Source organism: Paenibacillus xylanexedens, from assembly GCF_007680605.1.
Classification (GTDB): Bacteria; Bacillota; Bacilli; order Paenibacillales; family Paenibacillaceae; genus Paenibacillus; species Paenibacillus xylanexedens_B.
Map to the genome: position 1 here is coordinate 2,312,763 of NZ_VEIO01000001.1, position 14,933 is coordinate 2,327,695.

Consider the following 14,933-nt stretch of genomic DNA (forward strand, 5'->3'; position numbering starts at 1 on the left):
GTGTTTTGTTTTGCTTTAATACCATTCCTTGTATCCGGATCATCGTTTATCTCGATCCTTGAATAAAAAGAGACTCTCCAACTCATCATCCTTCGTGTGATTTGCATTGGCAATCGATGCCTCAGGAGTAGACTCACGCTGTTTTCCAAATAACAACTTTAACCCACCGAAGATGAGCAAAAATGAAACGATAACCGTGTTCAAATACGAACGAATCTCATACGTCAGGAACACATTCGGGAACATCTCGTTTAGTTGCGGAATAATCAGGCGGATCGTTAAATAGTACAAACCAAGAGCCGCAATCCCCATTCCGATAAAACGCTGATGTCGAACCCAATCTTTGAAGACCGGCTGATCGCTAAGCGGTTCACGTCCATACCGACTTGAGCATTGTAGTCCGTCAAAGAAGCTATAGAACCAGATCAATGGAATCATAAACAGGAAGACGGATAAACGAAGCAGATCCAGAATGTAGATGCTACCAAGGAACAGAAACATCAGTTGCAATCCTCTTTTTTGCAATCCGAGATACATATGCCCTGCACCCGGAAAAGCAGAGAGCAGTGTGGCCAGCACTTTACTACGCTTGCCCATAATTCTGCCTGTCTCGAGCTCTTCAAATAATGTTCGATCCTGCAACACTTCACCAGCCTGCTTGCGATGTACATGCTGGACCGCATCGAACATGCAGTACACCCAGATTACAGGCAGAATGAGCAAAAACATCAAAAATATAGATTCGTTTGTGATGGCGGATACGAACACCATCATGGCGAATGAACCAAAAAATGCGATCAAAAAGGACAAGCCCCGATGAAGTAATCCGAGATGCAGATGCCCAAGACCAGGTACAAACGAAAGCAAAATGGTGAAAAAACGCTCACCTTCACTGCCCTTTCGATACATCGGGTGAGGTCCCGTATAGGTTGCCCCACCAGGAAATCCGCCATATTCATGCTCACCCTCAGCACCCTGACGATGCATGTCATCCTGATTTATAGGTCCCATTGGTCCTTGTTCTCTAACATACCCCTCTGGATAGGTAGAACCTTGATGATGTGCAGGATGACCATAATGCATACCTTGTCCGTTGTAATACATTTCTCGGGCTGAAGGTGCAGAGAGCAACACAATAATCATGTCTAGCATACTGAGACACCAGACAAAGATCACACCTAATAATCCAAAGACTAGTAGATCCTTATCACCGACCAAATAGGCCAGCATGACAAAACCAATGCCCGTTCCAAAAAATAATAACGGGTAAACTACAGCTCGGGCCGTTCGCCGCCAGTAGAGGAACCCAAGCCCAGGGAACAGGTTTAATAAAAATGCAAGTAATTTATTACGATCTGAATGCACAGTCGTCATCCTTTCTATTCAGGCCATGTGAAACCAATCAAGGTTTGGGTTTGAAATTATCCAGCCAAGAGGTAGCTGCCTCAGTCCATTTCTCGGTAAATGAGCCTGCAGTGTCACCTTCTTGGAATTTATGATAAGGGGCTACCTTGTCAAACAGTCCGGAAGAGAGAAAAATCAATGTTAAACAGGCTGCTACGGCATAGTGAAATACTCTATGTTCAAACCATCGGCGGTTTCGTTCACCTCGAGAATGTCGTGTCTGGCCATCGGGCGCCATTCTCTCAATTCGGTTCATTACGGAGTCTGTAAAATCAACTGAATTCGGTAATTCAGGGTAGTTTCGCTCCATATCCAAAGCTTCAAGATAATCTTGCATTGCGTCTGGTTCATTCAGGAGAAACTGCTCCATCAGAATCGCCTGTTTGCCGCTGATTCGGCCTTCGATATAATCCGTCCATTGCTGGATGGTATACATTTCTTTTTTACTCACGCCACTCTTCCTCCTTCCAATGACTTCGAATCCACTGTCTGGCCCGGTATAACCTTGATTCAACCGTTTTTACAGCAACCTGAGCTTCATGGGCAATTTGCTCATAATTTTTCTCGCTCAGATAATAAGCGGTAATAATATCCCGGTGCTGCGCAGGCAGCTGATTAATCCGTTCACGAAGTTTCTCCTGCCGCTCTTCACGAATGACACGGGCTAAAACGTCTTCGTCCCGTCCGGGCAGGTTCACTACCGTTTCATCTCCGCCCAGATCTTCAGCACTCCGTCTGCCCAGCTTGCGTTTGGCATCAATAGCCTTGTGAAAAGCAATTCGTGAGATCCACGTCTTGAACCCTTCGGATCGGTAGTCAGGGAGAGATTTATAAATCTGAATGAACGCCTCCTGAGCGGCATCCTGTGCATCCTGATCATTACGTAATACAGAATACGCAACATGATAGACATGCTGGCTGTATTTGTCGATCAGAACACGCATTTGGGATGCATCCCCTTGACGGATTTGTTCAATTACGAGCGCTTCGTCAATAACTCTCCCCTCCTCTCCAATTCTATAGACGACGACTGGTCAACTGACCCCTGCAATTTTTATTAACTTTTTTATAAACAGTCTCTCTAAGGGGTATTAAAAATCCCCTCGAAATACGTGATATGGACTTACATATAGCTACTAAGAAGTATATTATGGAGCAAAATAATATCAAAAAACAGGCACAGAATAACTTCTGGCCTGTTTATTCATTTAACGTCCGCCATTGCGGAAACGTTGCGTATACGCTTTGGCATCCTGCACATTTTTAACGCGATTCCTGCTCCACTCCAGCAAAATTCGGTCAATGTACCTGAAATGCACTTTTCCTGCAAATACCGCTTCCTTCAAAGCCATCAGAATCAGTTCTTCCTGATAGCGATCCTGATCCAGCCAGCTGGATATCGTTTCACACTCCATTGGCGAGAGAGGACGACCAAATTCCTTTTCAAAAATAGAGAACATATTCCGCTCTTCCTCTTCTTTTTGAACACTGTTCGAATCTGGACGTGAAACATTGGCTTTTTGTTGTTCTGACCGGGCATAAGCTGCTTCTTCCGCTGTACACATCGCAAGCTTGGCATACAAGCCGTGCAGGTCATAACGTTCATACTGAATATCCCGTTCTTCGTCCCGATGCTCATCTATCGTAATATACCCATCCCTCATCAGACGTTGCAACATTCTGGCGATGCCTTCAGGAGCAAGTCCCATTCGTGCAGCAAGCTCTTCAAGGGTAGGAAATTCATTGAATTCTGCCTGACGGAAGCCTAGCAACTGAATAAGAAGCAGAACCTCGGAATCGGACAATCCAAGCTGATGATAAAAACGTAATAAGGCATACGGTAATTGAGCTGTACCTGAGGCCATACCGTAGGCTGCCCCGCTTAACCAGGCTTTGGAGGACATGTCTTCCATATACTCTTTTCCGTTAAACATTAAGGGTACAGACGATAGAGCATACGAGGGAATGCGATAGTCTCACGAACATGGTCAAGTCCACAGATCCAAGCTACCGTGCGCTCCAATCCCAGACCGAAACCGGAGTGAGGCACCGATCCGTATTTGCGCAGATCCAGGTACCACTGGTACGCTTCATCCGAAAGGTTGTGCTCTTCAAAACGCTGTTGCATCAGTTCTGGATCATCGATACGCTGCGATCCACCAATGATCTCCCCGTACCCTTCCGGCGCAATCATGTCGGCACACAGAACAACTTCAGGGCGATTTGGATCTGGTTTCATGTAAAACGCTTTGATTCCAGCCGGGTAGTGCGTAATAAATACAGGGGTATTGTATTTTTCCGCAATCGCTGTTTCATGTGGTGCACCGAAATCTTCACCCCAAGGAATGTCGAAGCCTTGTCCATTCAAGAACTCAATCGCTTCATCATACGTAATACGCGGGAACGGTGCTGTGATGCCTTCCAATTTGGAAACGTCACGTCCGATGGACTCCAGCTCAGCACGGCAATTTTTCACCACGGATTGAACGACATGTGCGATGAATTTCTCTTGTACGCGCAAGCTTTCCTCATGGTCGACAAATGCCATCTCCGGCTCAATCATCCAGAATTCGATCAGGTGACGACGAGTTTTGGATTTCTCTGCACGGAACGTTGGACCGAAGGAATATACTTTACCGAGTGCCATTGCCGCGGCTTCCATATACAGTTGTCCACTTTGCGTCAGATATGCATCCTCATCAAAATATTTGATATGGAATAAGTTCGTTGTTCCTTCGGCTGAGGAAGGTGTCAAGATCGGCGGGTCCACCTGCGTGAATCCGTTACCATCAAAAAACTGCTGAACTGCACGAATAATCTCTGCCCGAATCACCATTACAGCACGCTGCTTGGTGGAACGAAGCCACAGATGGCGATGGTCCATCAAGAAATCCACACCGTGCTCTTTCGGTGTAATAGGATAGTTTTCCGTCAAATGAATGATTTGGACGCCAGTTACGGTCATCTCATAGCCGGACGCACTGCGTGGCTCTTCACGGATAATACCTGTCACATAGACAGAGCTTTCCTGGGTCAGGCTTTTCGCATCATTCCAGATGTCTTCGCTGACTTCACTCTTAACCACTACACCTTGAATATATCCAGTTCCATCACGGAGTTGCAAAAACTGAATTTTACCGCTGGAGCGTTTGTTATTAATCCAAGCGCCGATGGTAACTGTCTCACCCACGTGCTCGTTCACATTACGAATTACACAATTCGTATCCATGACCATATCTCCCCTTGATTCCATAAATTTGAAAATGCAGCGGACAGGTTCGCACCTGCCCTCTGCACTTCATTGTCATCCTGTATTTACTTTACAGTTAGATTACTTAGAATTCAATACGATTCGGTGTGTATCTCGTGCAATGACCAATTCTTCGTTCGTAGGTACGACGAGAACGTCCACTTTTGAATTTTCAGTTGTAATGCGGCGTGGCTCACCCGAACGGATAGCATTGAGCGCTTCATCCAGCTCAACACCAAGGTATGTCAATTGCTCACATACTTTCTGACGAAGAACGACGGAGTTTTCACCCACACCAGCGGTAAATACGATTACGTCTACACCGTTCATCGCCGCAGCATAAGAACCGATGTATTTACGCAACCGATATTCATACATTTCAAATGCCAGCGTCGAGTTTGGCTCGCCTTTTTCCATGCCTTCTGTAATTTCACGCATATCACTGCTGATCCCGGAAATCGCCAGAAGTCCACTGTGTTTGTTCAACATGGAGCTTACTTCGCTTACGCTAAGTTCTTCCTTGTTCATGACATAAGGCACAATTGCTGGATCGAGGTCACCGCTGCGCGTTCCCATCATCAGACCTTCGAGTGGAGTCATACCCATCGATGTATCTACCGATACGCCGCCTTTAACTGCCGTCACACTGCCGCCGTTACCTACGTGACAAGTGATGATTTTCAAATCTTCCACCGGACGACCGAGATATTCGGCTGCCGCTTTGCTCACGTAATCATGCGATGTACCGTGTGCGCCGTACCGACGTACTTTATATTTTTTGTAAAGTACGCGTGGAATAGCATACAAATAAGCGTGCTCAGGCATGGTTTGGTGGAATGCTGTATCAAATACCATAACCTGAGGCACACCCGGCATATTTGTTTCAGCCGCACGGATCCCCATCATTGCTGCTGGGTTATGCAGTGGAGCGAGGTCAAACAAACGACGGATTTCCGCTTTTGCAGCATCATCAACCAGAGAAGATTCTTTAAAAGCTTCACCGCCGTGTACTACACGGTGACCTACAGCCTGAATTTCGCTAACGGAAGCAACCACACCGTGTTCCTTGTGCGTCAACAAATCAATGACTTTACGAATTGCAGTCGTATGTTCCAGAATCTCACTGACTTCCGTAACTTCCTCACGGCCAGTCGGTTTATGTGTCAGAATGGAAGAATCCATCCCGATTCGCTCTACCAGACCTTTTGCAAGTACCGATTCATCTTCCATGTTGTACAATTGATATTTGAGCGAGGAACTCCCCGCGTTAATTACGAGTATATTCACAGACGGTCACCATCCTTGTCGTACTTGAAGAATCCTTCTCCTGTTTTCACGCCCAGATGACCTGCGCGCACCATTTTTTTCAGGACAATCGAAGGACGATATTTCAGTTCTCCGAATTCACGGAACATTCTTTCGAGAGCTGCTTCAACGGAATCCAGTCCGAAGCGGTCAGCCATTTCAAGCGGTCCATGTTGGAAATTATAACCGATACGCATTGCATCATCGATGTCCTCAGCAGAAGCTACGCCCTCTTGCAGGACATGAAGCGCTTCGTTGATCAGCAAGCAGATCAGACGGGAGGTTACAAATCCAGGGGATTCATAGATCATAACGCCTTTTTTGTCTACAACTTCTTCAACAAAGCGGCGAGTTTCTTCAAACGTAGTATCGGATGTTTTCAGACCACGAATAATCTCAACAAGATCAACCCGGGAAACCGGGTGAATAAAGTGCATACCAATAACACGCTCCGGGTACTTGGTCGAGCTTGCAAGCTCGGTCAAACTCAGCGTGGACGTGTTACTTGCCAAAATAACATTGCTCGGACATACCTGATCCAATTGATTAAAGACTGCTTTTTTAGCTTCCAGGTCTTCCGAGATTGTTTCAATAACCATATCGCAAGAGCCCAGTTCTGCCAAATGTCCCACTTTCGTAATTCGGGAGAGGATCAATTTCTTCTCCGCTTTGGTAATCGCCCATTTTTCAAGCTGTTTATCCAAATTTGTTTCAATCATGTCATATGCATGATCCAGCTTCTGAGTGGTGTGTTCCACCAAAAGCACATCAAGTCCTTTGGCTGCGAGCATCTGGGAAATTCCTTGCCCCATCGTACCGCCGCCGACAACTCCTATTTTTTTGAAAAACATGGTTCTACTCCATCCTTTCGGTTCTCTATTTCTCTATTGTACCCTGTTCGCCGAAAATTACAAATTTCGACCCAACAACTAATAATATCTTAGCACGACTGAAATGTAAAAAAAAATAACCAGCATAAAGAAATTATGCTGGTAAACGTGCACTGTCACGAAATTGACAACGAAATTGTTCCCCTGACAAAACTTCCTCCCGCATCAAAATGTCGAGGGAATTGTCGAAAATTGACCGTTGTTCTTCAAGCCGGCGTTTCGTATGATCCATGAGTTCCTGAAGGATGACTTTATTTTCTCTCATCAACTCTTCGGTAGTGACCATATCCATATTAACAATCCCGAGTGACGTTAAACCGGAAGCCATCATCGTCTGTACGACATTCGTCGCCTGTTCAAAGTCATTGCGTGAACCTGTGGAACGGCCGCCATAGTACATCTCCTCGGCTGCAGCACCGCCCAGCGCAATCATGATCTGCTCTTCCAGAAAACGTTTCGTATACAGAAACTGCTCCTGCTGCGGATTATGACGCACATACCCAAGAGCCTGTCCGCGTGGACTAAGGGCTACCTGGCTTACACTCCCAGGACGCACAAGTTCAGCCATAATGGCATGTCCCAATTCATGAATGGCTACTCTTTTCTTTTCCTCGACGCTCGACTCACGATCGGTTTTCTCACCCATCATCACCTTGTCAATCGCAAGAGACAGATGACGCTGTTCGATGTTGAGCAGCCCTTCACGCATCGCATAAATCGCTGCTTCATTCATGACACTTTCCAGCTGTGCACCTGAGAAGCCGTATGACTCTTCCGCCGTTTTTTCCAAATTCACGTCCTGTGTGAGCGGTTTGTTCACCGCGTGTAGCTCCAGAATGTGTTTTCTACCTTTTTTATCTGGTAAATCCACCTGAATGTGACGGTCAAAGCGCCCTGGACGTGTCAGTGCACTATCAAGCATCTCTTTGCGGTTGGTAGCAGCAATCAGCAATATCCTAGGCGTATCGGAAGTATAGATACCATCCATCTCCGTCAGCAACTGATTTAAAGTCTGATCATACTCACGCTGCTGTCCTCCTTCACGTTTACCGCCGATCACATCAATCTCATCAATGAAAATGATAGCATTTTCCTTGTTTTCCTTCGCGGCCCGTGTTCTGGCATCCTTAAACAAATCCCGGATTCTGCTGGCACCTACACCTACATACATTTCGACAAATTCACTGCCTGATGCAGCTACAAAAACCGAATCGGTATAGTGCGCCGCCGCTTTAGCCATCAACGTTTTCCCTGTTCCCGGAGGGCCCGTCAGCAGAATACCTTTCATTGGCCTTATCCCGAACTTCTGTATTTCTTCATGGCGAATCAGAAAGTCAAGCGCTTCTCTTAATTCCTGCTTGGCACTATCCTGACCTCCAATTTCTTCAAACGTCAGTTTTGAAGGTCCTTTTTTCTTCCGTTTACGCTCTTGTCCGGCACCTACCGTGATCCCGCCGCGCATCTGCATCATGAATAACAACCCACCAACCAGCAATGCTGCGATCAGAATCGGAACAATATTCACACCGATAAAAGCAAGAAAAATGATAACAACGGGGACAAATCCTATGGCTGCTTCTTTTGTCCATTTAGGCATTAGGCCACACTCCTATCTGACCGGGTACACGCGGCAGTATAATGAACTTGCTGGCTTCTCCGTCTCTCAGACTCACATAAACATTGTTGTCATCCATCGCCGTATTGACTTGAATTCCTCCTGTAGCCATCTTGGACAACGTCGGAGTAATCTCGGCGTATTGTTTGTTCTCCATCGCCTGAGCTACGGTAAACATGGCATCTCCCCACCAGTTTTCAAGCGCCTCATTGGAGTGGTCTACGACATCCAGTTTGAGGGCTCGGGAGCCGATCAGGTTCTGTCCTTCTCTATGAATATATTGCACCAGTCTACCTAAATCTACATTCGGCTTTAAATCAAGTTTCATTTGTACATCATTGCGGTTAATAGTTAACTGAACGCTATTAACCCCTTCGTACTGAGTAACCATCTTTTCAATCGGACTCTGTACGGCTACTTGACGGTATATGAACCAACCTCCAAACAACAGGACGGCAGAAACTACGGCGGTTAGAACAATAGGCAATACTTTCAGCTTCAAATGAATTACCCCTCCCAAAATGAGCCCGTCCTTAATCTACAGGCTTGTATATTTAGCTGTACATGATGGTCTGCAACGTTTATTGCAGATTTATTTGCGTTGTTTGTTAACTTCAGTACATATCTGAGTATATCACATCGTATATACAATTTCGAAGGCGAAAATATGAATAAATTAATAATTTTAACTATTTCACTGATGTTCAATGGTTGCAACGCGAAAAAACCGGTTCAGTCGGTATCCCGTCTGCCGGTTTTTTGCTCGTTTTTATGTGAGACTATGTTGAGTTGACCGTTCTATTGATCTTAACGGAGGAAAGAAAGACGAAGTCAGCTGTTCGGTAACGTATATACCAGATCTACTTGCTCTCCGTTGCTAAATCGGTAAAAGCGATAATAGTTATGCATATCATCGTTATAATACACTTGCCATACATAGATATTGTTCACAACGCCTGGCATGATTCGTTTGATCTCACCGCCTGGAACGTCTGAGCTGAAACGGTTGCGAATCTGCGTTTCGGACATCCAGTTCTGCAATAGCTCACTGTGCACACCTGCCGCGCCTTGAACAGGCTGATTGTTATTATCAAACTTAACCCAGACCATAATGTCCTGATTATCTTTGTTTTTAGCTGTCATCGTCCAGTAAATGTTGTCAGAGCCATTCTTCTCGCCCCAGACGTACTTTCGAAGCTCATCAGGCGATGTAATCCCCAACTGGTCTTGTGCGGCTTGTACAGCCAATGCTTCTTCTTTACGCTGATCTTGTGTTACATAGACGTAATATTGCTGAAGTCCAATCAAAATCAGAACGAGAATGAGCAAAGATATCCATATCCACTTCTTTTTTTTCTTCAAGAGTTGAACTTCCTTTCCTCTTAACGCGCAAGCAATTGATCAAAAGCCAACTGGGATTCACGCAAAATGCGCTCTTCATCCAGTGTTAAACATTCACCATGTTTTACGACTTGTTTGCCATCTACCCATACATGCTCCACATCTTTCGCCGAAGCCGAGTAGATTGCATGGGAAATCAAATCCGTGTGTGGATAGAAATGAGCCTGTTCAATGTTGAGCGCAATAAAATCAGCCTTTTTACCAACTTGCAAAGCTCCGGTATCGTTCAGGAAGATGGACTTCGCACCGTAAGCTGTTCCAAGAAGCAACGCTTCCCCGGCAGGTACGGCGGTAGGATCACCGGATACTCCTTTATGAATTAAAGCTGCAAGTCTCATTTCCTCAAACATATCCAGATTATTGTTGCTTGCCGGTCCGTCTGTTCCCAGGGATACAGTAACTCCTGCTTTCAACAAAGCAGGAACACGGGCTACACCCGATGCAAGCTTCAAGTTACTACCCGGATTATGGGATACAGCGACATCATGACGTGCCAAAATCTCAATTTCTTCATCGTTGAGATGCACAGCATGCGCTACGAGCGAAGGACGTGAGAAAAAGCCATGCTTCTCCAGATGTGCCACTGGACGCAAGCCATAATCTGATACATTCTGCTCCACTTCACGAAGCGTCTCCGACATGTGAGTATGGAGAGGCAGGTTTAAATCATGCGCAACCTGAACAAGCTTCTCTATGTATTCTGGAGGGCATGTGTAAGGCGCGTGCGGAGAGATTACGGTTGTGATGCGTCCATTCGCCTGTCCATTCCATTCACGAGCAAATGCTGCGGACTCTTCGAGCTTTCTCATCTGCTCTTCTTCCGAACACAGTCCAATGACACCGCGAGCCAGCGCAGCTCTTGCCCCTGACTGTTCAACCACTTTTGCCACCTGATCCATATGGTCATACATGTCCAGGAAAGCCGTGGTTCCGCCTTTTAACATCTCAAGCACCGAAAGGGATGCTCCCCAATACACGTCCTCAGAAGTCATTTTGGCTTCCATGGGCCACATTTTTTCTTGTAACCACACTTGCAGTGCCAGGTCATCACCATGACCTCGTAGCAAGGACATTGCTGCATGACCATGCGTATTGATCAGACCCGGCAGGAAGAGCATTCCTTTTCCATCCACTTTAGGCAGGTTCTCGTCACCATCCGGCAGCGTCTCACCAATATGCACAATCTTGTCATTTTCAACAACCATATACCCTTGAACCACAGTCCAATTGGCCCCTTCGTTTACTGCAAATCTGCCATTGTGGATTACCCATTTATTCGTTGTTGTCATCAAGCTCATCTTCCTTCCCGTTCTCCAAATAATAAGCCAAACTGAGCAAATCCGTTGTAAAGTCAGCATGATGAATCCGCACATGTGAAGGCGTTTTTAGAATCGTCGGCGCAAAATTCAGAATCGCCTCGATGCCCGATTCAATCAGTTGGTCGGCAACATTCTGAGCTTCGGTGTCCGGCACCGTGATGATACCAATACGGATATTTTCTTTCTGAACCGCTTCCGTAAGTTCTTCCATCGGTTGTACGGTCAGGCTATTAATTTTACTGCCAATCTTGGGCCCATAGGCATCAAAAATAGCGACAATTTTCATATTATCCTTCAAATAAGCGTTATAATTCGATAAAGCATGTCCGAGATTACCGGCTCCCACCAGAGCCACATTAATTTGCTGATCAATTTTCAAAATGTGACGAATCTTCTCGATCAGGTAAGACACATCATACCCGATTCCTTTACGACCAAAATCACCGAAATAAGCTAAATCTTTACGGATTTGAGCCGGATTCAGATCCAGTCGCTGTCCCAGCTCCTGCGAGGAAACCGTTGTCACCTCACGCTGAACCAACTCGTTTAAATAACGCAAATATACAGGCAGACGCCGTACTACCGCTTCTGATATTTTATCCGATTTCATTCTTGCTCCCCCTTACCATCGCCACGATTAAATAAATATTGAAAAGATGAGCATTCTGTATACATGCAATATCCATGCATGATGTCCTCATACAGAATGCCCGAATTATTAGGAATATAAGTTCAGTGAATCGCTGCCCTGTTCGAACTTTGTGAAGTCTTCTTCAAAGTTTAACGCCATGGTGAAGTTCATTGCAATGTTATAGCTGTACATCGTCATTATTTTGATTATCCACAGGTCGATCTAACCATTCAGCAATACGGGGAACCATCTGTTCTGTCAGCATATGCTCCATCTTTGGTCCCGGTAGCGAATACAGGAAGTACTTGCCGTAATAAGCTTCAATTACGCGCGTATCATACACAATGACGATTCCGCGATCTTTGCCCGTGCGAACAAGCCTGCCGAACCCCTGCTTGAAGCGAATGACTGCCTGTGGCACAGACAGCTTCATGAATGGATTTTTCTTCTGCTCTTGCAACAATTCACTCTTCGCTTCCAGAAGCGGATGGTTAGGCGGCTGGAAAGGCAGTCTCACAATCGCAAGACAGGTCAGCGCCTCACCCGGAATATCCACGCCCTCCCAGAAGCTGCTCGTACCCAGAAGGACTGCTGCTTTGGCATCCTGGAACCGTCGGGTCAACTTGGAACGATTGCCGCTGTCAACACCTTGCCCCAGTAGCGAGATGTCATTCCCGGACAAAGCCTCTTTCAGCGGCTCATAGACTTGTCGAAGCATTTTATAAGAGGTAAACAGCACCATCATACGTCCTCGAGTTGCAATCGCCGTCTCAGCAAGAGAGTGCACCAGCATCTGAACAAAGTGTGCGTCCCCTACGCTTCCCTTCAGACTCGGGAAATCCCGCGGGATTACTAACAAAGCTTGTTCCCGATAATTAAATGGGGAAGGTAGCATCGAGGTCAGAAGCCGGTTATTGTCGGCAGCTTCCTGCAAACCCAGTTGCTCAATCATGAACTGGAATGACTTATCCACCGACAGCGTAGCCGATGTAAGCACAACGCTTTTCTTTTTATCGAAAAACATCTCTTTCAGTTGCGCACTCACATCCACCGGAACAGCGTACAACTGGAGTGACTTGCTACGGAACTGTCCGCTGGCCTCCATCCAGTACACGGTCTTGGCATCATCCATACGCATGAAGAATCTTAAATTCTCCTTCATCGTGGTCAGATCTTTCAAAAGCCCGGTGATATCTGTAATCAGACTGTCAGACTGGTAATCATCCTGATCTTCTTTTACTTCAAGCAGTAGTTTGTCACCCTTGCGCACCAAATCACCCAAAGTCACATAGATCTGGTTCTCCAAATCCTGCAACTCCTGCCACTTGGCAGGCTTCTGAGACGCTTTAAGGCGTAGCGAGAACTGTCCGGTCTCCCCTGGAGAAGCATCACTCCGTTCAGGCAAAAGACCAAACAGAGCATCGCTCAGACGATCCCACATCTCCTTCACTTCGACGGCAAGGGGAAACATTTGATCCACCATCGAACCCCATTGTCCCCCGTTCTCGTGCCCTGACAGCTGGGAGCGCAGCATTGGGAGCTGACCGTTACGACTATCTTTAAACAAACGGGTCAACGTGTGTACGAGAGTAAAATACTTCATGTGAAGCCCCAGGTGTTTACCCGCTACATCTTCAAGATGGTGCGCCTCGTCAATGACCAAACTTTCATAAGCCGGCAACAGCTGATGAGCAGCCTTCACGTCTGTAAATAGTTTGGAGTGATTGGTAATCACAATGTCAGAAAGTCCTGCTTCATGTTTCGCACGATGATAGAAGCACTTGCGGAACCACGGACAGGATCTGCCGAGACAAGACTCGGACTCGCTCTGCACGGTTTCCCAGAAATCTCCTCCGCGTGCACTGAGGTTCAATTCTTCATCGTCACCCGTTTCGGTTTGGGTAAGCCACACAATCATTTGTGCTGCAGTGAAGTAGTCCTCTTTCGGCGTAGCAAATTCACGTTTGTTGATTTTGTGTTCGAATTTGCGTAGACAGAGATAATGGCCTCTCCCCTTGAACACGGAAGCTTTGAAGGGAAAAGGAACCACCTGCGTCAGCATCGGAATATCCCGTTCGCGAAGTTGTTCTTGCAGATTAATGGTGTGAGTGCTTACCATCACCTTCTGTTCTTGTTTTACACTTTCATAAATAGCAGGTAACAAGTATCCCAGGGATTTCCCTGTTCCCGTTCCGGCTTCCAGCAAAAGATGTTTCTCTTCATCCAGCGCCTGACGTACACTGCCAAACATCTGTGTCTGTGCTTCGCGCTCTTCATAGTGATCCAATGTCTCTTTCAGGTTCGCGCGCACCTGATCCATAAACTGATCAAAGGTCACACCTTCCAGAGGGTTCGCTTCTCTTTCGTCCCGAGGAGCTCCGATTTCCGTCCAGTCACTAACGTTAAGCGCCAGCTGACGGTAATACGTATGCCCATCCAGGTCCTGAATCGGTTCTGCTTCCTTCTCTGCACGTAGTCCGTCGAAAAACCAGCCCAGATCACTGTCCTCTGGTGCAAACAGATCGCTAAGCCGTTGAATCGTAATTAACGGCAGCTCTCTAAGCTCATCTAGACATTTAAGTAGAACATGGGCTGTTGCCAGTGCGTCACTGTCTGCCTGATGGGGGCGGTCATGTTCAAACCCAAATTCGGCTGACACATAACCGAGCTGATATGAACCCAGGGACGGAAAAGTAATTTTCAAGAAATCAATCGTATCCAGAATACGGCCTGTAAAAGGCAAATAACCACAACGATCAAGCGCATTCTGTAAAAAATGAAAATCAAATGCAACGTTATGGCCCACTAGAACCACATCGTCAAGAAGCGGTACCATCTCCATCATCATCTCTTCAAGAGATGGAGCATCCGCCACATCTTCTTCTGTAATTCCGGTCAACCCAGTAATAAATGGCGGAATTGGAACACCCGGATTTACATAAGAACTATATATTTGAGTTATGCTGAAGTCATGGTCTATGATGGCAAGTCCGGCCTGTATGATCTCACCGTCGGACTGCGTGCCGGTTGTTTCGAAATCCAAAACGGCAAATTTCATTGCAATATACGATCCCTTCCATTCCAGTCTATGTTACAGCATAGCAAAAAAAAGGGCATT

General features: G+C 46.3%; 13 protein-coding genes. All 13 read right to left on the bottom strand.

Annotated features, from left to right (window positions below; genetic code table 11):
• Nucleotides 1–39: 39 nt before the first annotated feature.
• Nucleotides 40–1,374, bottom strand: a complete 1,335-nt coding sequence (locus FS818_RS10165) for a multi-tm2 domain protein (protein ID WP_145331703.1) — start codon at nucleotides 1,372–1,374, stop codon at nucleotides 40–42.
• 28 nt (nucleotides 1,375–1,402) lie between these two features.
• On the bottom strand, nucleotides 1,403–1,855 hold the full coding sequence (locus FS818_RS10170) for a hypothetical protein (RefSeq protein WP_145331704.1): 453 nt from the start codon (nucleotides 1,853–1,855) through the stop codon (nucleotides 1,403–1,405).
• Entirely contained in the window at nucleotides 1,848–2,348 is a 501-nt protein-coding gene (locus FS818_RS10175; protein WP_145331705.1) for an RNA polymerase sigma factor, read from the bottom strand. Before FS818_RS10175 ends, FS818_RS10170 begins: the two co-directional genes overlap by 8 nt.
• 264 nt (nucleotides 2,349–2,612) lie before the next feature.
• Nucleotides 2,613–3,338 carry a DnaD domain-containing protein gene (locus FS818_RS10180; protein WP_260984576.1) on the bottom strand — a complete coding sequence of 242 codons (726 nt, stop codon included), beginning with the start codon at nucleotides 3,336–3,338 and terminating at the stop codon, nucleotides 2,613–2,615.
• Nucleotides 3,338–4,633: an asparagine--tRNA ligase gene (gene asnS / locus FS818_RS10185; protein WP_145331706.1), complete on the bottom strand. Its 1,296-nt coding sequence runs from the start codon at nucleotides 4,631–4,633 to the stop codon at nucleotides 3,338–3,340. The genes FS818_RS10180 and asnS overlap by 1 nt, the downstream gene beginning before the upstream one ends.
• A gap of 102 nt (nucleotides 4,634–4,735) precedes the next feature.
• Nucleotides 4,736–5,941 (bottom strand): acetate/propionate family kinase, encoded by a 1,206-nt coding sequence (locus FS818_RS10190; protein WP_145331707.1) that lies wholly within the window; start codon nucleotides 5,939–5,941, stop codon nucleotides 4,736–4,738.
• Nucleotides 5,938–6,810, bottom strand: coding sequence for a 3-hydroxyacyl-CoA dehydrogenase family protein (locus tag FS818_RS10195; RefSeq protein WP_145331708.1), 873 nt, complete (start codon nucleotides 6,808–6,810; stop codon nucleotides 5,938–5,940). Before FS818_RS10195 ends, FS818_RS10190 begins: the two co-directional genes overlap by 4 nt.
• Before the next feature lie 133 nt (nucleotides 6,811–6,943).
• Entirely contained in the window at nucleotides 6,944–8,446 is a 1,503-nt protein-coding gene (locus FS818_RS10200; protein WP_145331709.1) for an AAA family ATPase, read from the bottom strand.
• Complete coding sequence (locus tag FS818_RS10205) at nucleotides 8,439–8,966, bottom strand: hypothetical protein (protein ID WP_090917144.1); 528 nt, start codon at nucleotides 8,964–8,966, stop codon at nucleotides 8,439–8,441. Before FS818_RS10205 ends, FS818_RS10200 begins: the two co-directional genes overlap by 8 nt.
• 329 nt (nucleotides 8,967–9,295) lie before the next feature.
• Complete coding sequence (locus FS818_RS10210) at nucleotides 9,296–9,826, bottom strand: DUF5590 domain-containing protein (RefSeq protein WP_145331710.1); 531 nt, start codon at nucleotides 9,824–9,826, stop codon at nucleotides 9,296–9,298.
• A gap of 20 nt (nucleotides 9,827–9,846) precedes the next feature.
• Nucleotides 9,847–11,154 (bottom strand): amidohydrolase, encoded by a 1,308-nt coding sequence (locus tag FS818_RS10215; RefSeq protein ID WP_145331711.1) that lies wholly within the window; start codon nucleotides 11,152–11,154, stop codon nucleotides 9,847–9,849.
• On the bottom strand, nucleotides 11,138–11,794 hold the full coding sequence (locus FS818_RS10220) for a redox-sensing transcriptional repressor Rex (protein WP_145331712.1): 657 nt from the start codon (nucleotides 11,792–11,794) through the stop codon (nucleotides 11,138–11,140). Before FS818_RS10220 ends, FS818_RS10215 begins: the two co-directional genes overlap by 17 nt.
• Before the next feature lie 199 nt (nucleotides 11,795–11,993).
• Nucleotides 11,994–14,873 (bottom strand): ATP-dependent DNA helicase DinG, encoded by a 2,880-nt coding sequence (gene dinG, locus FS818_RS10225; protein WP_145331713.1) that lies wholly within the window; start codon nucleotides 14,871–14,873, stop codon nucleotides 11,994–11,996.
• Nucleotides 14,874–14,933 lie beyond the last annotated feature (60 nt).